Here is a 20985-nt window from a genome sequence, read left to right on the forward strand (position 1 = left end):
GGCACCGTCCGTCCGGCAGGTCACCGGATGGCTGACCTGCCGACCCGACCGCCTCACCGACGCCGACAGCGGCCGCCTCACCGACATCCTCGAACACAGTCCGGCGTTGACCGCCCTGCGCGAGCACGTGCGCGGCTTCGCGCAGCTCATGACAGAGCGGCGCGGACGCGAACTCGCCGACTGGATGAACGGCATCGACGCCACCGGATCACCGGCCCTGCGGTCCTTCGCCGCGGGTCTGCGCCGTGACCTCGATGCCGTCACCGCCGGACTGACCCTCGAACACAACTCCGGGCCGGTCGAAGGCCATGTGAACCGGATCATTATGTGGAATCTGGGTGTGTCAAGTTCATTTGCGTGTGGGCTGGTTGACCGAGGTGATCGGTAGCAGTGTGGCGGTCGCTGGAACACCGATGTCTCGTGGCGTCGTACCGGTCGGCGTCGGAACGTCGACCAGCCGCTCCAGGAGGTTGTCGAGGGCGCGCTGGCCGTCGTCGACGGCGGCGCGTTCGTCGTCGCTGAGTGGGATCGCGACGAGCATGCGCTGCAGGTTGTCCTTGGCTTCGAGCAGCTGAGCTTTGCCGGATGCCTTGGGTGCGTAGAAGTCGCAGCGGGCGCAGGCCATCCTGTGCGGGCATTGCTCGAAGAAAGTGTAGGTGCAGTATCCGTGCCCGAGATCGTAGTACTGCCATGGTGTTTCATCTCCGACTGTGTTGGAGGTGACGGCGTCGCGGTCGATGAGGACCTCGATGGTGCGGACGTTGCGGGAGAAGTAGCCAGCGTCGGTGTAGGCCCGTGTCAGCGCGGTCGGGGTGATCTTCGCGTAGTACTGCGTCGATTGTGGAGAGCGGTGGCCGAGCCAGGCCTGCAGCTCGAACAGGGTCATGGGCTCTTTGGCGTTGTAGAGCTGGCTGGCGATCGTGGATCGGGCCCGGTGGCTGGTGATATTCCCGCGGACGTCGGCGGTCGGGACACCCGCCTTATGGCAGAGCAGCGGGATGACCGTGTTGTTGATGTAAGACGAAGAGATTCGGCGGGCGCGGAAGGCGAACAGTACGTCGACTCGCTCGCCGCTGCGGCGGTCGTGAAACTGCGGTTGGGAGGGGCGCATCGCCTGCCACGTGTCGAGGGCCTGGCCGAGGATCGGGTCGACAGGCTTGGTGAACGCGGTGCCGGTCTTGTGCGCCGGAACATCGAGCAGGCAGACCGCATCGCGGGCAAGAATCTGATCGGAGTCGCCGTCGATGGGGGTGTCGTCATGTTGCCAACGGATGCAGCCGACCCGCAGGCGGGCGATCTCGTCGCTGCGTAGTCCGGAGAACAGCCAGGTCAGGGTGATCGCGTGGACCAGTTCGAACGGGTAGAAGTGACCGGATCTCGTCTCGGGGAGATCGGCCTGCGACAAGTTCAGTCCCGCCCACAGCAGCTTGGCCCAGATGTCGTCGGCGATCACCCTCGGGTTCGGGCCGAGGAGGGCGGTGATGCTGCGCGGAGTGGCCAGCGCCCGCCCCGGATCGAAACGACGCGGCAGCCACTCCCATTCCTGACAGTCGGAAAAGAACCTTCGGATCGACGACAGGTGACCATCTTTGGTCGAGGCCTGCAGCGGCTTACCAACGCGTTCGTCGAGTCCGGTGGTGCGGTGCACGTAGTCGCCGACATTCATCCGGTCCACTGCGGCGACCCAGGCCGCACACGTCTGCCTCGTCCACGCCGCCGGATCTGCGGCGTCGGGATGCTCGGCTGCGATCCAGCGGCCGACCTTGACCAGGCGGGACCGGACGTTGCCGCGTGCCCGCGGCGTCAATGTCGAGGTCGCGTACCAGCGGTCGACCCACTGCTGCCAGACCTGCGGACCGCCGACCGCTCGAGCCGAGCGACGATCGTGGCTGCGTGGTGGAGGGTCACAGAATCCCAGGGCATTCACGGCCCGCTGCACGGCATGGACCGTGTTGAGCCGGGCACCGCCGAGCAGACGGTCACGGCGGATCCGATCGAACAGGTCGGTGCCGAGGTCCTCGATGTGTGGGCTGCGGTTGAGCAGGAACAGCTGGCTGAGCACCATCGGTAGCAGCGTGTCGCCTTCGCGGCCAAGGCGGTAGCCCCACACGGCGAGAACTGCACGGAGCCGGCCGATTTCGCCGTTGACTCGGTCGCGCCCGAAGATCCGCCAGGACAAGGTCAAGCGCTGGAAGCTGCCGAGCCGATGGAACTCGGTGAACGAGCCCAGCAGGTAGGCGTGCGCGGCGAGGTAGGGGCGGACCTCGTCGCCGGCCCAGGCGGGTGCGTTCCGGCGGAACTCGGCCTGATCGCGGCCGAGCAGTTCGACCCATTCCTGCGTGCTCCAGCCCCAGAAGGTCTGCTCCATCTCGGCGCATCGCACCAGCAGCACCGCGACCGCATCGGCCATGGTTCGCCGTCGATGCGCGGTGGCAGGTGAATCCAGTCCTGCGTTGACTGCCTCCAGCGGTCGCAGCAGTCGTTCGATCAGGAGCCATCCCGGCGCGTGCGGATCGTGATCGTGCAGTCGCCGCAGGTTGCGCACGCCGAGTTCGTCGATGGCCCGCACCTCATCGTCTCGGACCTCGAGTGTGGTGTCGAATCCATACGCGACGAGCGGTGAGCACCAACGTGATTCGGATCCAGGTTCGGGTGTCCCCGGCAGGGGCGCGGTCACCGCGGCGCTCCCGCCGTCGCGGCATCCATGCCGGTGAGCATCGAAATCCGCCAGGCATGAATGTGGTCCATGCCGCGGCCGAGCTTGTCGGCCAGGTCCCGCCCCGACAGGTGGATGTATCGCAGCGTCGAGTCCGTGTGGCGATGACCGGCGAAGGCCGCAATCGTGTGCAGCTCCCTGCCCATCCGGGCCAGATCGGTCAGACACAGGTGCCGGGTGGTGTGCGTGGACAACCGCGGAACATCGGCGGCCAGGGCGATGCGTCGCACCACCTTCGACCACGTCCACAGGGTCAGCGGTTGGGCGTGATTGCGGTGGGACTCCGACAGGAACAGCGGTCCGCGGGCTCTGCTCAGGCTCGCCCGGTGCGTCAGATAGTCCGACAGCAACACACCGGTCGCGGCCGAATACGGCACGACCCGCTCGAGCCGGTTCTTCGTCGTCTCCGCTCGGATCCGCAGGGTGCGGTGGGCGGGGTCGACATCGTCGGTGCGGAGCGAGCACAGCTCCTCACGGCGCAGCGCGGCATCGTAGGCCAGGGCAAGCATCACCCGGTTGCGGACCGGTTCCGCGGCGGCGACGGCCAAGATGTCCACCCACTGCTCCTCGGTGGGAATCCAGGGCAGCTTCGTCAATCGGGGCACCAACCCGCGCTGGTGCCCGCCACCGCGTTGACCTGGCGTGAAACGGCCCCGGCCAACGGGATTGGACTCGCGCAGGCCCTCCTCCATGAGGTGGTCGTAGAACAACCGCACCGACACGAGACGTTGTTGAATGGTGGCATTCGCCAGGCCGGAGCCGGAGTCGATCGAGACCACGTTCGCGCCGCGACGACTTGGCCGTTCGGTCAACTCCCGCACATAGATCCCGACATGCGCCTTACTCGCCGTGAGCGGGTCGACGCCCTCCCGTTCGCACAATTCCAGGTACTCGGCGAGCCCCCGGGCGTAGGCGTCGATCGTCCGCGGCGCCCTCCCGAGATCGGTCCATACCCGCAGCCACCCGGCCGCCTGCGCATGCCGGCCCAGCACCGGCCACTTCTCCTCCAACACCACCGTGCCGTTCAAGCCGTCTCCTCAGTTCCGTGGTCGACACCGAGGAGACATGATCATCTCCGCGGGCCAGATTCCACGTAACTTCTAAGATGCTCAAACGGCAGATGTACGGGCGAGCCAACCTCGACCTGCTCCGCAAACGCGTCATCCACCTCGAATAGCGAAGCGTGGCAGCGACTTCACGGAAAGTGCGACAGATCCAATTACGTGACGGACCAACCCCTCAACCTGGGGAATTACATGACCGCTGACAGATGTGGTATCGGTCATGGATCGATCGCTCATTGCTCTGTTCTCGTCAATCTGAACTCGGTCGAAACAAGGCATACCCATGAACGCCACGACACGGGGGTGGGCTCCCGTGGAACCCACCCCCCTGTGCAATATCAGGTCGCGGTGCGCGTTCGGTCTTCGTTGCGGTCAGGCCACGATGTTCTTGCTCCGTAGTTCCGCGATCCGCTCGGTGGACAGTCCGATCTCGGCCAGGACGGAATCTGTGTGTTCTCCGATCGTGCAACCGGCATCCGCCTTCACCGCCGAGCGTGAGAACCGCGTGAGCGGTGCGAGCCGGCGATGCTCGTCGAAGATCGGACTGTCCGCGATCACCGTGTATCCGGCATCGAAGTACTTATCCTCCTGAAGGTGTGCCTCCGGGGTCTTCTCTGTCACGGCAACGCATCCGACATCGGCTGAGGTAAGTTCTTTCTCCCACTCCGACTTCGATCGGGTGCGGAGAACCTCGGCGAGCGCTTCGGTCAGGCCCGCGTCGTTGGCCCGGCGGAGTTCCGCCGTCGCATACTCGTGCTGGTCCAGATCCACATACGACTTCATCGCATCGACGAGAACTGCCCATTCGGACTCCTGCGGAGCGGCAAGGAAGATCCAGCCGTCGTTCGTCTCGTAAAGACGGTAGAGGGCGTCGAGTCCGTACAGGTCAGGACCGGCAGCCGGTGTTGTGGGTTTGCCGGCGTAGTCGATGTTGCGATCCATCAACACGTGGGTTGCGCTCGCCAGCATCGTTGTGGTCATCTCGCCGACTGGACGTCCCCGCTTGCGGGCCAGCAACCCGAGAAGAAGCGCTGAAGCGACGCCGAGGGCAGCGACGCCGTCGGCCTGAACCGAGGGACTCGCGCCTGCGGCTTGGAAGAGTGGGACAAAGCGCTTGATTTCGTCGAGGTTGGAGCCGATGAGATCGTTCCGTCCGAGATCGCTGATGGCCAACCCGCTCGCGGCACCGATGGACGGTGCATAGGCGGGGCTCTTCCCGAACGGTCCGTCGGTACCGTATCCCGGGGCGTTGAGGTAGATCAGATCAGGATTGAGCGCGCGCAGGGTTGCTGCGTCTACTCCGATCCGTTCGGCCGCCCCCGCACGATAGCTCTGCAGGACCAGGTCGCACTTCTTCGCGAGGTCATGAACGATCGAGAGGCCCTCGGGTGTGTTGATGTCGAGAGCGACAGATTCCTTGCCTTGGAGAACCTTGGCGCCGCCGGCTTCGGGGAACGCCATGAGTGACCGTATCGTGTCACCCGCGAGAGGCTCGATTTTGATGACGCGGGCGCCGAGGTCTGTCAACAGGGTCGCTCCGTAGGGAGCTGCAAACATCGAACCGAGTTCGAGGACGGTGACGTCGGCGAGTGGAAGTGCCGAACCAGCAGCGTTGCTTTCGCGAACTGACGGGACGGACACCATGGCGTCGAGTGACGGTTCTGTGTCACCGAGGCGGGGCGCGGGTCGAAGTTCTGTCAGCGGTGCTCCGTCGACGTGGACGAGAGTTGACGGTTGCCGAACTGCTCCAAGCTCGGGGTCGTCGACAACCACCACACGACCGTCGTGAACGAGTTGCGGATGATCGAGTGCCGATTCTGGAGTATTGAGGATCTCTGCTGTGACGTTCGGGTTCTTGTCGAACACGTCCTGCCACTCGGCGAGGGTGCGCTCCCGTACCTTTTCGAGCATCAGCTCCCACAGTTCGACCCGACGCTCGACGTCTTCGAACAATGGAATTCCCTGCCAGTAGGGATCGGTGAAGACATGGGCGAGTCCGAATTCGGTCATCATCGCGTGGAAGAGCCGTGGTTCCGTCTGTGCGAATTGGAGCCAATGATCATCCTTCGTCTGTGCAACGAGCAGCGGATAGATCAGTGGAGCACTGGGTCGGCCTTCGTCGTCGAATGCGTACCGGGGCTGGTACGCCTCGGGCCAGCGCCTGCAGACGAGTTCGAAGAACCAGTTGTATGGATCCATCGAAGCGGTGCCCCGAAGCAGATCCGCCTCGACGTGCTGGCCGATACCGCTGCTCTCGCGTTCGTACAACGCTGTGAGGATGCCGTGTACTGCGGTGTGTGCGGCACCCCACGAGGGCCACGGGGTGGCCAGGAATGCAGGACCTGGACGCGGTGTCATCCGGGCCTTTCCGTGGAAGACACCCATCCGGGCGAGGACAAGTGCTTCGTATCCCTTGTCGTTCGCCCACGGTCCGGTGCTGCCCCAGCCGGTGATCGAGGCGCTGACCAGTCGCGGGTTCAAGTCGCCGAGACGTGCGGGCCCGAGCCCCAGGCGTTCGAGCGCCGCGGGCCGAGACGTCGTGACGAGGACATCTGCGCTGCGGAGCAGGTCTTCCAATCGAGCACGGCCGTCATCGGTATGCAGGTCTAATACGACGCTCTTCTTGCCACGGGCGAGAGCAGGCCAACCGGCAACTTCGCGCAAGGGGCTGCCTGTCGGCGGCTCGACCATGAGGACGTCGGCACCCGCGTCGGCGAGAAACACGCTCGCGTATGCGCCGGGAGTGGTGGTCGACAGATCGATCACGCTCAGACCATTGAGGGGTGAGGAGGATCGGGGATCGGTGGCGTTCACAGGGGACCTTTCGAGGAGGGGTCGGCGAACGAGGTAGGTGAGAACCTTATAACTAACTAAGTGAACTATGTGTAGTGTCACAGTGCCGCTCGCCGGATCGCCCGCACGCGTACGTGAGATTGAGGGAAAGGCTGTTCGCGTCGAGTTCGTCTGCGCTCTCGGTCGCAGTGGCCACCGCTTCGCACTCCCTCTGGGGTCACGTATACCGCGGTCTACCAGGTATTCTACAGGCCACTTATGTTACTTGGTTCTCTTCGGTATGTGCCGCCCCTTCTGTGGCACGTCGGCGACACCCGGTGCTTGCCGAGTTCGGGACCGCGCGGCTGCCACGCCGGCGCGAAGGCGCGAAAGAGCTCGGCCGGAGCCGGTCCGATCATCAGACGGTCCGGCAGGACACGCATCGCCAGGGTCTGCGACGTGTATTGGCCGATCCGCGGGAGTGCTGGCGCTGCTGAGTCCTGCGAGTCAGCGTCGCCGGCTCGGAGGGCTCCACGCGCCGGTCAGGTCGATGGCGCCGAGCAGTCCGCTCTTGAGAACCTTGTTGGTCGGGGTGCGTGGCAACGCGTCGGTCAGGGTGAGGTACTTCGGCAGGCTGTGCTTGGGTAGGCGACTTGTCAGCCACTCGTAGAGCGCAGGCTCGTCCAGTGTGGAGTTCGCGACGACCTCCGCGGCGATCAAAACCTCTTGTCCTGCAATGGAATCGGGAACTCCAAGTACCGCGCATCCGGAAAGCTGCGGGTGCTCGTCGATCACTGCCTCGACGGCGGTGGTCGAAATGTTCTCGCCCATCCGTCGAATCGTGTCCCCGGCCCGATGCAGAAACTCGAAGTTGCCGTCGGGATGGCGAATGACGACATCGCCCGTGTGATACCAGCCGCCGTCCAGGGCACGTGCGGTCGCCTCCGGTTGGTTGAGGTAACCGACCATGATTATGAGTCGGTCGTCGGGCCGGATCCAGAGCTCGCCCGGTTCGCCGTCGGCGACGGGGTGCCCCTCCTCGTCCACCACCTGTGCCCGATAGCCGTCGCGGACGCGTCCGCACCACGTGTGCTCGAGATCGGGCGGGTCGCTCAGGACGAGCGGGAAGCCGACTTCGGTGGAACCGTAGAGGTCGTAACACCTCACGGCGAATCGCTTCGCGAATTCCGCAGCGAGAGCGACATTGTGTCCGGCGAACACGGCCTCCAGTGGGTTGTCGGCGTCGTCGGCCCGCGGCGGCAAGGCCAGCAGGAGAGAACTGAGGAAGGTGCCCGTGGTGCATCCGAACCTACGCACGTCATCCATCGTGGCCTTGGCCGAGAACTTCTCGCGGAAAACGACTCTGCCACCTGTGTTGCACATGGTGACCAAGGGGCTTCTTCCGGTCACATGAAACATCGGGTGGCAATCGTAGGTCACATCGTCCGGGCCGAGGGGAATCCGGTCGATGGTGGTGGCGAACTGCGCCCAATCCAGCACCACTCCCTTGGCCGGACCTGTGCTGCCGGAGGTGTAGATCACGCACGCGATGTCGCTCGGTCTCGGCAGTACCTGGATTTCGGTGGTGGCCGCAGCCAGTGTTTCCCACGCGCCACGCTCGACAGCCCGAACCGGTAAGGCGGGTCGGGTGTCTCGAATGCGGTCGACGAATTCTGGTCGCGCCAGGCACAGCATCGGCGCGGCATCGTCGAGGACATGCTCGAGGAATGCGCCGTTCAGATCGGGGTTGACCGGTATCTCCACCGCACCCAGGCAACCGAGGGCGATCCACACCATCGCGGCATCGATCGAAGGTGGCAGCCAGGTCGCGACGTGGGAGCCGGGCCCGACACCGAGGCTTCTCAGCTGCTCGGCCCACTTGCATACGCCGTCCCATGTCGCGCCGTAGGTGGCGCTACCGCCCGTCACTTCCAGCAGAAACGGTCGATCGGGTTCCGATCGGGCGCGCGAGCGTAGCTGGACCGGCAGTACCGAGGCGGGGTCGGTGGCCATGGCGACGAGGGGTGATGCGGACACTTGCTGTTCCTTTCCTCAACGTCGTTGCCGGGCAACCTGGGTTCGCGTCGCAGGTTCGGGCAACCTAAGCACTCGACAGTATTGCTCTCTTCTCTCCGCTGCGTGCATAGCCGGGAAGGAATGGTCGGTGCGGCATCCTCGACCGCTCATCGCGATTCGACGTGACCGCTGCTTCGGGGACATGATGGCACGTAGGAGAGCGGTAGATTACTAGGTGATACAAGATATCAACGGACTGCGATGACAGGAGCGACATGACGGGGCGGGTGGTGGTAACGGGTGGCAGTGGGAAGTTGGGCCGTGCGGTGGTGGCAGATTTGCAGCGTCACGGCTGGAAGGTGACGAGCATCGATCGCATCCGGCCCACAGATTCCTCTGCTCCGACCGTGATCGCCGACTTGCGTGATCTCGGTCAGGCCACCGACGCGATGTCGTCCGTGGACAGCAGATATCGCCGAGTGGACGCGGTCGTCCACCTGGCTGCTATTCCCGGGCCCGGGTTGGCTACCGACTCGGAGACTTTCGAGAATAACCTGATGACCACCTACAATGTCTTCACGGCCGCGATCCGCGCCGGGGTGAAGAAGGTGGTGTGGGCGTCGAGCGAGACGTTGCTCGGCATCCCGTTCACTACACCACCGCCGTACCTTCCGGTGGACGAGAATTATCCAGCGCGCCCGGAATCGTCGTATTCACTCGCGAAGCATCTCGAGGAGACTATGGCAACCGAGTTGGCTCGGTGGAATCCGGACTTGTCGCTGACCGCTCTACGGTTCTCGAACGTTCTGGATGAGGGCGACTACGAGCGGTTCCCGGAATACGACACCGATCCAACGCTGAGGCGTTGGAACTTGTGGGCGTACATCGATAGTCGCGACGGCGCGCAGGCGGTGCGCAAAGCGCTCGAGCGGGATAACACGGGCCTCGACACCTTCGTGATCGCAAACGCCGACACGGTGATGTCCAGGTCGACCACCGACCTTGTCGCCGAGCAGTTTCCGGGTGTGCCGACCCGCCGCGTCTTCCATGAGAACGAGACGCTTCTATGCATCGACAAGGCTCGCCGGGTGTTGGGATACGAACCGCAATTCGGTTGGCAACGGAATAGGCGATGACCCCGTGGACCCGGTCCGGACGGCCGCCGGCCGGCGGTGAACCGCTCACGGCGCTGCCTACCAGGCAACATTATTGATTTCCGATCACGGCGAGATGAAAGAAGGCAAGACCATGAGCAGTAGCGTCGAATCCGTTGATGCGCTGGTGGAAACCACCGGTCGGCCGCATCCGGCCCGTTCGCGCCCCGACCTGTATCCCCTTGTCGGGAAGGTGCAGGCTCGCTACGCCGACATGGATGCAAATGCACACCTGAACAATCTCGCCCTGGAATCGATGCACGAGGATGCTCGTGCGGTTTTGAATGCGCAGGTCTTCCCAGGTGTGTACGACTCGGGAATGCGTCCACTGCGGTTGGTCACGTCCCAGAACGCCGTCCATTTCCTTGCCGAAGCGCATTGGCCCGCCGTCATCGACACCGGCGTCGGCGTCGGCCGGATCGGCCGAACCTCGTTCGTGGCGTCCTCGGCACTCTTTCGTGACGGAGTGTGCATCAGTGTTTGCGACACCGTACTTGTCGCGGTCGGTGACGGCGGCCCTGTTCCGATACCGGACTTCGCTCGAAAAATGCTGCGCAACCTACAGATCGGGCACAGTTCACCATCCCACTGAGGTTCCCTACCGGCGTGCGTGCCCTGTCCGGCCCGTATCGCGCAGGGCACGCATGAGCTCGGCCAAGTGGTCGGGCTTCCACCCGTCCTGATCTTCACCCCAGCCGATCTTCCCGTCGAAATCCCAGCGCATCAGCGCGTTGGCGCCGGTGCCGTGTTCGCACATGTGGCTCACGGCGAAACCCTCGGCATCCATGGTGCGACCCGTGACGTCGACGAGCTGCACCTCCATGTGAGCGCTCCACGGTACGGGGGTCGCGATAGTTCCGCATGCGGCTACGTGTCTTGTCGAGACGCTCGAACCGTCCATCCTTCAACAGCCAGCCGACATTGAGCGGCGAGAATCCTGCGGCGTCGCCGTCCTGGGGACGAACAAAGCTCAGGAAACCGGTCTCGGCGCCGGCGTGGCCGAAGATGTACTGGATGCGGCCGCGGCCGCGTTGCCGCTCGACCTGCCGCCACGACGGTCCACCGGGTTCGCGAACCGTGTATTGGCCACGCAGATGTTCGGGCTTGCGACTCTGCAGGTGCGCGCCGCCGCGCGGACCCCACGTACGGTCCCGGACGGAGTGACAGTCGATCTCGATGCGCTCGCCGTCGAGTACGAGTTCGCCGGTGAGGTGACCGAGTTGATCGAAGTGGGGATTGAACATCGCGGGCGCCTCACCGGGTGTGAACCGCTGCGCCGGGTGCGCGCTGCGGTGTTCGAACTCGATGGCGAACTTTGCTGCCGGATCGGAGTAGGCGATGTGGTAGTCCATGGTCGGCTTCAGGGCTTTGACGCTGAAACCGCCCGCAGGGAAAGTGATGTCGCGGAGGTCGGGATTGTCGATCATCGGAGCCGGCCCCGAGTTGCGGAAGTACGCGAGGCGTCCGGGGTCGGCTCCGCGCGGGTTCCACGCGAACACACGCCACCTGACGGTGCCCTGGTTGGGCAGATGCGCGGCGTGGAGCCACCCGCCGATCCGGCGTTCGGGCACGTTGAACGACCACCACGTCGTTTCGGTTTCGTAGGGGTCGTCGCTGAGTCGGTGGTAGGTGTCGTCTTCGGGGAGGAATGGTGCGTCGGCGACGGTGTTCGAGGTCATGGGCACGCTCCGGGATCGATGTGATCTTGCGGAAAGAGAACTAAGTGATATAAGTGATCTGTACCATAGTTGGGGGGTGCGGTATACGTGACCGCCCGAGGTCAGGACGAAGTGATGGCGACTGCGACACAGAGCACGACCGATCTTGAAGCGAGCAACCTTTCCCGCGATCTCGTGAAATGGATCGGCGAGACGGCGAACGGCACCGTGGTTTCGGCCGACCGGCGCCCGGGTGGCGGCCGGAGGGAAGCGTGGGTGGTGGAGGTGCGGGGTGAGGACGGCGTGGTCCGCCCTCTGTTCCTGCGCTACGACCGTCTCGACCCCGTGGAGAAGGGTGACAATTTCACCTTGCACCGCGAGGCGGCATTCTTCCGGGCGCTGAGCGGCACCGCGGTCCCGGTCCCGGAGGTGGTCGGAGTGCATCCGACCGAACAGGCGATCCTGTCGGGACTCGTCCCTGGGCAGCCGTGGTTCTCCCGACTGCACGACGAGGGCCAACGAGTCTCCGTCGCATCGGATTTCATGCGCATCCTCGCCGAGATGCACCGGGTGGATCCGCACCGGCTCGGGCTGCCCGACCAGGACCCCGGCGCGGATCTGCGGGTGCTCGTCCACCGCGAGATCGACACGTGGGAAGAGATCTACCGCGACTCCGGGACCAGCGATCCACTGATCGACCTCGGGCTCGACTGGGTGCGCAGCCACGTGCCGGACGTCGACGGACCCGTAGCGATCGTGCAGGGGGACACCGGTCCGGGAAACTTCCTCTACGAGAACGGCAAGGTCACCGCCGTCCTCGACCTCGAGCTGGGACACCTCGGCGACCCGCACGACGATCTCGCCTGGGTCTCGGTCCGTGCGGTACAGGAACCGTTCACCGACCTGATGGAGCGGTTCGACGACTACGCACGTGCAGCCGGAACCACCGTCGATCTCGACCGGATACGTTACTACCGGGTGCTCGCCGAACTGCGCATCGTGATCCTCGGGCACCGCACGCGCGCGGAGCCCGACCTGCTGGGCGAGGTGGGTAACGGTCTCGTGTACGGACTGCTGCACCGGAGGCTGTTCCTCGAGGCCCTGGCCGACGTCGTGGGTGTGGAGATCGTCGACGTCGATCCGGTGCCGTCGACTCCGGGAGAGCGGGACTGGCTCTACGACGCCGCGCTCGAGCAGATCCGGCAGATCATCGTTCCGCGGAGCGAGGATCCGTTCGTGATCCAGCGCAGCAAGGGCCTGGCGAGGATTCTGAAGTACCTGCGTGAGGCATCCTCTGTGTCGGCGGCTGTCGAGCAGCGAGACTTGGACGATCTCGAAGCGGTGCTCGAGTACAGGCCGTCGTCCGTGGCGGCGGGTACTGCCAAGCTGGTGAAACGGTGCCTCGAAGGCTCGGTGCCGCTCGGGGTCGCGGTGGGTGTTCTCCTGCGCCAGGTTGCCGGCGAGACGCAGGCGCTGCGCCCTGCGATGGGTGTACTCGCCGACCGGCACTTCGATCCCCTGGAGCGATGACGGAGGCGCGGGGGGTCGAGGGCAGAATCGCCGTCGTCACGGGTGGCGCCAGGGGTATCGGGCGCGCCGTCTGTGAGAACCTCGCAGCTGCTGGAGCTCGGGTCGCGGTGGGATATCGTTCCCGGGCCGGCGAGGCGGACGCTACGGTCGTCGGCATCCGCGACCGCGGCGGAGAGGCCGTCGCCGTGCAGGTCGATGTGGCGGATCAGGAATCCGTGACGGAGTTCATGGCCACCGCGCGCCGTGAACTCGGCGGACCTGTCGGGTTTCTCGTGAACAATGCTGCCTACTCGCGATTGCTGGAGGTCGACGAACTCACCCCCGGGCGGTGGGATCTGCTGTTCCGCACGAACGCCGGCGGGCCGTATCTCACGACGTGGGCGGTCAAGGACGAGATGATCGCGGCGGGAGGCGGTGCAATCGTCAACATTTCGTCGATCAGCGGTGTCTCGGCAAACGCGTCGACGATCGCGTACGGGGCGACGAAGGCAGCGTTGAACAACTTCACTCGCGGGTGCGCCCTCGCGTTCGCGAAGCACGGCATCCGGGTCAATGCCGTCGCTCCCGGTCTTGTCCTGACCGAGCAATCGCAGACGGTGACGGCAGAGCAGCGCGCCGCGATGGTCGGGACGGTCCCGCTGGGTCGTGGTGCGGCGCCGGCGGAGATCGCGTCCGTCGTGCGATTCCTGTTGTCCGACGAATCGTCCTACATCACCGGCGAGACTCTCGTGGTCGCCGGCGGGCGTCACTGACTGTCGGCACTGTCCGCGCGTCGCACCCGATCCTTGTGGACCGGGTGCGACGGCCGTCAGATCACACTCGTCGGAACGTCGATCTCGGCGACTACATCGAGCCGTTCGGGATGGGGCTGCCAGCCAAGTTCGCGCCGGGTGCGGGGTGCGCGCGTGCGACTGCAGGTCGAGAAGACGATCAGTGCGGCGAAGGTGCCCCAGATGTCCACTCCCTCGGCGAGGTCGATGCTCCGGGCCGTAACACCGTGCCGCCGGGCGAGGGCCTCGGCGAGGGTGCGGAAATTCGTCTCGCCCGAGACTGCATGGTAGAGCGCGCCGGTGACGCCCTTTTCCGCCACGAGGTGGTAGATCTCGGCGACGTCGTCGACGTGCACGTTCGAGTACAGATTCAGTCCGCGACCGATGTAGCAGACCGAACCGGTCTTCTCGATCGCGGTGCGGAAGCCGTCGAGCATGGGGGAGCGGCCGTGGCCCCAGATCATCGAGGGTCGCACGACGATGCCCCGGATGCCCCGTGCGCCGGCGGCGCGCACGAGATTCTCGGTGTCGACGCGGGCACCGATGTACTTGGATCGGACGAACTCGTCGTCCTCGGCGAACGTGTCTTCGCTCCACTCGCCGTCGGTGCGCTGTGAGAGCACTCCTGTGCCAGAGGTGAAGATCAGCGTCTTTCCCGATTCCGCGAGGTGATCGATCAGGGCCTCGATGGTGTGCCGCTCGGGTTCCAGGAGAAGTTGCGCGGCGTACACGACGACATCTGCGTCGATCGCGAGTGCGACGGTGCCCGCGGGATCGGAGAGCAGGTCGCCGAGCACGGGCTCGGCGCCCTCCTTACGGAGTGCGGCAGCCGCGTCTTTGGTGCGGACCAGGCCTCGTACGGTGTGTCCTCCTGCAAGGAACCGCCGGACGAGCGCGGAGCCGAGGAAGCCTCCCGCACCGTAGATCAGAACCTTCATGGTGTCCTCCGTTGACTGTCGCCAACCCGCCCAGTGTATTATAACCCAGATTACATAGTTTACTAAGTAGATGCATGAAGGAGCCGTATGGATCTCGGCCTGCAGGGCAAGGCTTTCCTCGTCACCGGCGGATCCGACGGCCTCGGATACGCGACAGCCGCGGCTCTCGTTGTGGAGGGCGCCGACGTGACGATCTGCGGTCGCAATGCCGAGCGTCTCGACGACGCCGTACGGACCCTGTGTGCCCTCGGCGGCGGCTCCGCGGTGGGGGTGCGAGCCGACGTCACGGTCGCCGCCGACCTCGACGGACTCGTCGAGCAGACCCATGCGCGGTGGGGCCGGCTCGACGGGCTGGTCAACTCGGCCGGGGTGCACACCGGCGGGGGGTTCGAGGAGCTCACCGACGAGGCCTGGTATGACGATTTCGACCTGAAGTTCCTTGCGGCGGTGCGCGCGAGCCGCGCGGCAGTACCGTACCTGAAGGAATCGAAAGGCGTGATCCTCAATGTGCTCAGCACCGGTGCGCGTGCCCCGGGCGCCGGTGGTGGCATGCCGAGTTCCCCGCTGCGCGCGGCGGGTCTGAGCCTGACCAAGGCACTGGCCAACGAGTTCGGCCCCGACGGGGTTCGGGTGGTCGCGATACTCGTCGGCATCATCCGTAGTGGCCAGATTGTGCGTCCGGCCGTCGAGGCGGGCCGCGACGTCGAGGAGTACCTCGCCACGGTCGCCGACCGGATGAAGATCCCGCTCGGCCGGGTGGGCGAGCCCCGTGAGTTCGGTGATACCGCGGCGTTTCTGCTCTCTCCCCGGGCCGGTTACCTGACGGGCACGGCCGTGCACGTCGACGGCGGCTTCTGTCCCGCCATCTGACCGCACATCCCGATCCTGGAGGAGCTCCTTGTGAAGACCTATCAACTTGCCGCGCAGGCGCTTTCCGAGTGTGGAATCGGTACCGTGTTCGGGCTCATGGGGGACGCCAACCTCGCGTATCTCGGCGACTTCGTCGAAAACCACGGCGGCGAGTTCATCGCGGCCGCGGTCGAAGGCGGTGCGGTGTCGATGGCGGACGGCTACGCCCGCATGACCGGCCGGGTGGGTGTCGCGTCGGTGACGCACGGTCCGGCGGTGACGAACTGCACGACCGCGCTGGTGGAGGCGGTGCGCTCGCGCAGCGCCGTGCTGTTGCTGACCGGCAGCACCCCGGACGTGCGCGATCATTTCCAGGACTTCGACCTGGAGGGGTTCGCCAGACTCGCCGGTGCCGAGTACCGCCGGGTTCGCAACGCCGACGCCGTCGCGTGCGACATCGCGGGTGCGCTGGCGCGGGTGACCGCCACCCGGGTTCCGCTGGTGCTCGATCTGCCCTACGACCTGCTCGAGGTCACCGTGACAGGCGAGTCGCCGCGTGCGGTGCCCGCACCGCCGGTACCCGGTGCGCCGGACCCGGAGATGGTCGACGAAGCGCTCGGCGCGTTGCTGGGCAGCGCGCGACCGCTGATCCTCGCCGGCCGCGGCGCGGTGCTGTCCGGGGCCCGCGAGAACATTCTGGCTCTGGCGCGGGCACTCGACGCGCCGGTGATGACGACGCTGCTCGCGAAGGACCTGTTCGCCGGGGAGCCGGAGGACCTCGGTGTGCACGGCTCGCTGTCGCATGCGGTGGCGATCGAGGAGCTCGGCCGGGTGGACTGCGTGCTCGCCGTCGGTGCCTCCCTGTCGTCGTTCACGACCGACAACACGGCGCTGCTCGCCGGGAAGTTCGTCATCCAGGTCGACGATCGGTCGAATGCGTTCGGGCGGTTCGCGCCGGTCGATCTGCCGATTTCCGGCGACGCCGCGGGTGTGGTGCGCGCGTTGTACGAGCGGCTGACGGAGGCGGGTGACTCTGCCCGGTCCGGTCGTCGGGTCGCGCAGCTCGCCGCGGCGGTGCGCGCGGTGGGGGAGACGGGCTACCGCAGTATTTCCGGTGGCGGCACCGTCGATATGCGCGATGCGATGGTCCAGCTCGGCGGGATACTCCCCTCGGGAGTGCAGGTGGTCACCGACATCGGGCGATTCTCGTTCGCGGCGTGGAAATATCTGCGGGTCGATCCGGGTCGCTTCGCGGTGCCCGGCGCGTTCGGTTCGATCGGGCTGGGTATCGCAACGGCGGTGGGTGTCGCGGCAGGCCGGCGCGAGGTGCCGACGGTGTGTGTGGCCGGGGACGGCGGCGCGATGATGGGGTTGGTGGAGTTGAGCACGGCGGTGCGGCATCGGCTGCCGCTGGTGCTGGTGGTGCTCGACGATCACTGCTATGGCGCCGAATATCTCAAGCTGGAAGGCCTGGGTCTGTCGCCGGTGCACTCGGAGGTCGACTGGCCCGGGTTCGCCGAGACGGCGCGGGCGCTCGGTGCGCGCGCGGTGACGGTGCGGGATGTCGGGGAGTTCACGCAGGTTGCGGCGCTGGTAGAGGACGGGTCCTACCCTCTGGTCGTGGAGGTGAAGGCCGATCCCGCCCGGCGACGACCGGCGATGGCCGCTGCTGCTACCCACGCGCGTTGACGTGTACCGACCGGGAGACTGGACGCGAACATGGATGACTTAGTAATATTTGTGAGGGCGCACGCCCGTATTTTCCAGGAGGAACTGTGGATCTGAGCGGCTTGACCACGGTGATCGCAGAGCTGAAAGACCATGTTCTGACGATCACGCTCGACCGGCCCGACAAACTGAACTCGTTCACCGACACGATGCGGGCAGAGTTCGCGGCGCTGTGGGCCTACGCACGCGAGGAAGACGACGTTCACGTCATGGTGCTGCGGGCCAACGGAGACCGCGCCTTCTCGACCGGCGTCGACGTCAAGGAGGGCACATTCCTTTCGGACAATGTCTTCATGCGCCGCGATCCGGGCATCGATCTCTCCCCCAAGCACAACGGGTGCTGGAAGCCGCTGATCTGCGCGGTGCACGGAATGGCAGCGGGCGGTGCACTCTACTGGCTCAACGAGGCCGACATCATCATTGCCAGCGAGGACGCCCAGTTCTTCGATCCGCACGTGTCGTACGGCATGGTCGCTGCACTCGAGCCGATCGGCCTGGCGCATCGCATCCCGATCGGCGAGGTGCTCCGCATGGTCCTGCTCGGCCTCGACGAGCGCATGTCTGCCAAGCGGGCGCTGGAGATCGGGTTCATCAGCGAGATCGTGACCCGGGACACCTTGTGGGACCGGGCGCAGGAACTCGCGGAGCGGATCGCCGCGAAGCCTCCGGCTGCGATCCAAGGAAGCCTCCGGGCGATCTGGGAGTCCAAGAACACAGGCCGCACCGCGGCGCTCGCCACCGGCATGTACTACACCGATCTCGGAAACCCGATCGGCAAGGCGCAGGTCGTCCGTTCCGAGGTGCCGACCCGCAACTACGAGGTGCGCTGACATGGACTACGGAATGACTCCGGAGCTCGAGGAATTCCGGGCAGAGGTGCGCGAATTCGTCGCCGCGAACAAGCCGCCGGTCGCCGTCAAGGCGGGTGTGCGCAGCGCGGAGGACGCAGAAGAACTGGCGTTGCTCAAGCAGTGGACCGGCAAGCTGTTCGCGGCCGGCTACGTCGGGGCGGACTGGCCCGAGCAGTACGGAGGCAAGGGCTCCGGGCATTCGTCGGAGAAAGATGTCGTCGTCGGGGAGGAACTCGCGCGTGGGCGCGCCCCGGCGGCGATCCAGGGGGCCGCGCATCTCGTGTCGCACGCCCTGATCGATTTCGGCACCGAGGAGCAGCGGCAGAAGTACCTGCCGGGCATCCGTTCCGGCGAGCTCATCTTCTGCCAGCTGTTCAGTGAGCCGAGTTCGGGTAGCGACCTCGCGTCGCTGCGCACCAAGGCCGTGCCCACCGAGGGCGGTGGGTTCCGGGTTACGGGTCAGAAGGTATGGACGACCAACGGACACTGGGCCGACTACGGTTATCTTCTCGCCCGTACCGATCCGGACGCGCCGAAGCACAAGGGAATCAGCGCCTTCATCGTCGATATGCGACTGCCCGGTGTCGATGTGCGTCCGTTACGCGAGATGACCGGGACCTCGGACTTCAACGAGGTGTTCCTGGACAATGTCGAGCTCGGGCCCGACGCGTTGATCGGTGAGGTCAACCAGGGTTGGGGAATCGCGAATTCGAGTCTCGCGCACGAGCGCAGCGGTGTGGCGACGAGTGCTGTGCGGTTGCAGCAGAACGTCGAGGCGCTGAAAGATCTGGCGAAGAACGTGATCCGCAACGGACGTCCGGCAATCGAGGACGGCGCAGTTCAGGAGCGGATCGGCGAGTTGTCGGCGGCGGTCGCTGCACTATCGGCGATGGTGTACGCGAATATCAGCCGATGGTCACGCAAGACCGAACGGCCCTACGACGCACCGATGGCCAAGCTGATGTTCAGTGAGCTCGGTGTGGACATCGCACGTTTCGCGCTCGAGCTCGCCGGTGAGGCCGGGATTCTCGTCGAGAGTGATTCGGGGGCAGTCGATCACGGGCGGTGGCAGGACGAGTTCCTGTACGCGCGGGCATACACGATCGCCGGCGGCAGTTCGGAGATCATGCGCAACCTCATTGCCGAGCGCGGGCTGGGGATGCCGCGCTGAATCCGCTGGACCGAGCGGGGGAGGACCGGAAGGTCTTCCCCCGTTTTCGTGCTCGGATGCGACACCGTGTCGGAGACATCGAATGCAAACCAGATTGACGTAGTTAACTATGTGATCTATCTTTGGGTGAGACGTTTCGCTCGGTGTCGCCGGATGCGGTACGCGAAACGTCATGAACCGGTACCGATGCAGGAAGAACGCGGATTTTTCCCGTCGGCAGGAGTGGGAGGTATCGAATGACGGGTATCAGGGAAGCGTTGGGCTTGCTGTGGTCGGCATCCGACGACGCGAAGATGGTCCAGGAGGGCAAAGCGTGGCACACGTGGGGTGAAGTCCGTTCCCTCGCAGAAAGAATCGACTCCGAACTCACCCGCGTCGGCTGCGGGGAGGGGGCACGTATCGGCGTCGTGCTCAGCAATCGGACCGAGTCCATTTCGTCCCTGATCGCGATCCTCGGTAAGGGCCGCACGATCATCACCCTCAACCCCATGCAACCGACCGCGCGGGTCGCCGCGGACGCGGTGGCATCTCGTCCCCAGGTTGTCCTTGCCCCGGGAACATGGTGGGAAGAGGCCGAATTCGCAACCGCCATCGCCGAGGCCGGCATCGTCGGCTTCTCTGTCGACGGGATCGAAGTCGAGCAGCGCGCCGGGGGGCCGGAGGTCACCATCGAGGTCGCGACGGACGAGAAGGATCCGGTCGCGGTCGAGATGTTCACCTCGGGCACCACGGGGCCGCCGAAGCGCATCCCGCTGACCTGGCGTCAGCTGGAAGCCGCTCTCGACGCCGTGCACGGCCATACCGGCAAAGGGGGTGACGGCCGTGAACCCTTGACCGGCAGGGTCTCGCTCGTGTCGCTCGCGATCGTGCACATCGGTGGACTCTGGGGTGTCGTCCAGGCTCTTTCCGAGGCGCGCCCGATCGTGTTGCTGCCACGCTTCACCGTCGAGGGCTGGGTCGACGCTGTCTACGAGCATCAGCTGCGCGTAGCCGGTCTGCCGCCGGCCGCGATGCGCTCGGTACTCAATGCGGAGGTGCCCAAGGAGAAACTCGCGAGTCTGCGGGCGGTGACTGCGGGCACGACCTTCGTGAGCCCCGACCTCGCCGACGAATTCACCGAACGGTACGGCATTCCCGTGATGATCATGTACGGCGCCACGGAGTTCGGTGGTGCAGTCGCTGGGTGGACCAAGCCGCTCATCGGCGAGTGGTGGACGCGCAAGCGCGGCAGCGTCGGCCGTCCCTTCCCCGGTGTGAAGATGCGCACGGTCGACGAGAACGGAAAGGTGCTGCCTGTCGGCACGACCGGTCGCCTCGAAGTCAATTCGCGTCAGACCGGTACCGGGACGGACGAGTGGGTGCGCACGAGCGATCTCGCCCATCTCGACGAGGACAACTTCCTGTACATCGACGGTCGCGCCGACGACGCGATCATCCGTGGTGGGTTCAAGGTGCAGCCGGAGACCGTGTGCAACGCGTTGCGCGCGCACGGTTCGGTACTCGATGCCTCGGTGTACGGGAAGCCTGACGAGCGGCTCGGCCAGGTGCCCGTCGCCGTGATCGAACTCGCCGAGGGCGCGCAGCCGGTCGACGAGGCCGAGCTCAAAGAGTTCGTCCGCAACCAGCTGACCGGCTACGAAGTGCCGGTCGCCATTCACACTGTGGATGCTCTGCCGCGCAGTGTGTCCCTCAAGGTCGATCGGCGGCGCCTGCTCGAAATGGTCGCCGAACTCGAATCCACGCGGGTCTGACCCTGCAAACGCCGACT

At 65.5% G+C, this 20985-nt stretch carries 16 protein-coding genes and 1 pseudogene; 10 read left to right on the forward strand and 7 right to left on the reverse strand.

Annotation, left to right across the window (positions count from 1 at the left end; all coding sequences use genetic code 11):
• Positions 1 to 388 (forward strand): DesA/ISL3 alpha bundle tail domain-containing protein (locus ACWDUD_RS13555; protein WP_450109651.1); only part of this gene is annotated, 388 nt, incomplete at its 5' end.
• Here the strand turns inward: ACWDUD_RS13555 and ACWDUD_RS13560 are convergent.
• From ACWDUD_RS13560 to ACWDUD_RS13575, 4 genes are all read right to left on the reverse strand, one after another.
• Positions 350 to 2677 (reverse strand): tyrosine-type recombinase/integrase, encoded by a 2328-nt coding sequence (locus ACWDUD_RS13560; protein ID WP_248673078.1) that lies wholly within the window; start codon positions 2675 to 2677, stop codon positions 350 to 352. The two genes, ACWDUD_RS13555 and ACWDUD_RS13560, sit on opposite strands and share 39 nt — an antisense overlap.
• A complete protein-coding gene (locus ACWDUD_RS13565) occupies positions 2674 to 3744 on the reverse strand; it encodes a tyrosine-type recombinase/integrase (protein ID WP_248673079.1) in 1071 nt (356 codons plus the stop codon). Before ACWDUD_RS13565 ends, ACWDUD_RS13560 begins: the two co-directional genes overlap by 4 nt.
• Positions 3745 to 4152: 408 nt before the next feature.
• Positions 4153 to 6675 (reverse strand): CaiB/BaiF CoA transferase family protein, encoded by a 2523-nt coding sequence (locus ACWDUD_RS13570; RefSeq protein ID WP_450109652.1) that lies wholly within the window; start codon positions 6673 to 6675, stop codon positions 4153 to 4155.
• A gap of 384 nt (positions 6676 to 7059) precedes the next feature.
• Positions 7060 to 8565, reverse strand: coding sequence for an AMP-binding protein (locus ACWDUD_RS13575; RefSeq protein ID WP_282581745.1), 1506 nt, complete (start codon positions 8563 to 8565; stop codon positions 7060 to 7062).
• A gap of 278 nt (positions 8566 to 8843) precedes the next feature.
• Here ACWDUD_RS13575 and ACWDUD_RS13580 point away from each other — a divergent pair, with 278 nt between their 5' ends.
• Both ACWDUD_RS13580 and ACWDUD_RS13585 read left to right on the forward strand, forming a co-directional pair.
• Entirely contained in the window at positions 8844 to 9704 is an 861-nt protein-coding gene (locus ACWDUD_RS13580; RefSeq protein WP_248673082.1) for an NAD-dependent epimerase/dehydratase family protein, read from the forward strand.
• Between the two features lie 94 nt (positions 9705 to 9798).
• Complete coding sequence (locus tag ACWDUD_RS13585) at positions 9799 to 10314, forward strand: acyl-CoA thioesterase (protein ID WP_248673083.1); 516 nt, start codon at positions 9799 to 9801, stop codon at positions 10312 to 10314.
• Between the two features lie 6 nt (positions 10315 to 10320).
• Here ACWDUD_RS13585 and ACWDUD_RS13590 read toward each other — a convergent pair whose 3' ends face one another.
• Together ACWDUD_RS13590 and ACWDUD_RS13595 are read right to left on the reverse strand one after the other, a co-directional pair.
• On the reverse strand, positions 10321 to 10545 hold the full coding sequence (locus ACWDUD_RS13590; protein WP_450109696.1) for a hypothetical protein: 225 nt from the start codon (positions 10543 to 10545) through the stop codon (positions 10321 to 10323).
• Between the two features lie 367 nt (positions 10546 to 10912).
• Positions 10913 to 11401: pseudogene (locus ACWDUD_RS13595) on the reverse strand (hypothetical protein); the annotation flags it as partial.
• Between the two features lie 114 nt (positions 11402 to 11515).
• Between ACWDUD_RS13595 and ACWDUD_RS13600 the strand changes: the two are divergent.
• Entirely contained in the window at positions 11516 to 12910 is a 1395-nt protein-coding gene (locus ACWDUD_RS13600) for a phosphotransferase family protein (RefSeq protein WP_248673085.1), read from the forward strand.
• Positions 12907 to 13662, forward strand: coding sequence for an SDR family NAD(P)-dependent oxidoreductase (locus ACWDUD_RS13605; protein ID WP_248673086.1), 756 nt, complete (start codon positions 12907 to 12909; stop codon positions 13660 to 13662). The genes ACWDUD_RS13600 and ACWDUD_RS13605 overlap by 4 nt, the downstream gene beginning before the upstream one ends.
• Positions 13663 to 13718: 56 nt before the next feature.
• On the opposite strand, the gene ACWDUD_RS13610 is transcribed toward ACWDUD_RS13605, so the two are convergent.
• A complete protein-coding gene (locus ACWDUD_RS13610; RefSeq protein WP_248673087.1) occupies positions 13719 to 14618 on the reverse strand; it encodes an NAD-dependent epimerase/dehydratase family protein in 900 nt (299 codons plus the stop codon).
• 87 nt (positions 14619 to 14705) lie between these two features.
• Here ACWDUD_RS13610 and ACWDUD_RS13615 point away from each other — a divergent pair, with 87 nt between their 5' ends.
• The 5 genes from ACWDUD_RS13615 (at position 14706) to ACWDUD_RS13635 (ending at position 20968) form a co-directional block, all read left to right on the forward strand.
• Positions 14706 to 15488: an SDR family NAD(P)-dependent oxidoreductase gene (locus tag ACWDUD_RS13615; protein WP_450109653.1), complete on the forward strand. Its 783-nt coding sequence runs from the start codon at positions 14706 to 14708 to the stop codon at positions 15486 to 15488.
• Between the two features lie 30 nt (positions 15489 to 15518).
• Positions 15519 to 17156, forward strand: a complete 1638-nt coding sequence (locus ACWDUD_RS13620) for a thiamine pyrophosphate-binding protein (RefSeq protein ID WP_248673088.1) — start codon at positions 15519 to 15521, stop codon at positions 17154 to 17156.
• Positions 17157 to 17242: 86 nt separating this feature from the next.
• Positions 17243 to 18025, forward strand: a complete 783-nt coding sequence (locus ACWDUD_RS13625) for an enoyl-CoA hydratase/isomerase family protein (protein WP_248673089.1) — start codon at positions 17243 to 17245, stop codon at positions 18023 to 18025.
• A 1-nt stretch (position 18026) separates the two neighbouring features.
• Entirely contained in the window at positions 18027 to 19217 is a 1191-nt protein-coding gene (locus ACWDUD_RS13630) for an acyl-CoA dehydrogenase family protein (RefSeq protein ID WP_248673090.1), read from the forward strand.
• A gap of 236 nt (positions 19218 to 19453) precedes the next feature.
• The gene (locus ACWDUD_RS13635; RefSeq protein WP_248673091.1) at positions 19454 to 20968 is read left to right on the forward strand and encodes a class I adenylate-forming enzyme family protein; all 1515 of its coding nucleotides are present in this window, start codon (positions 19454 to 19456) and stop codon (positions 20966 to 20968) included.
• Positions 20969 to 20985: the final 17 nt, after the last annotated feature.

Source organism: Rhodococcus sp. NPDC003382, assembly GCF_053589135.1.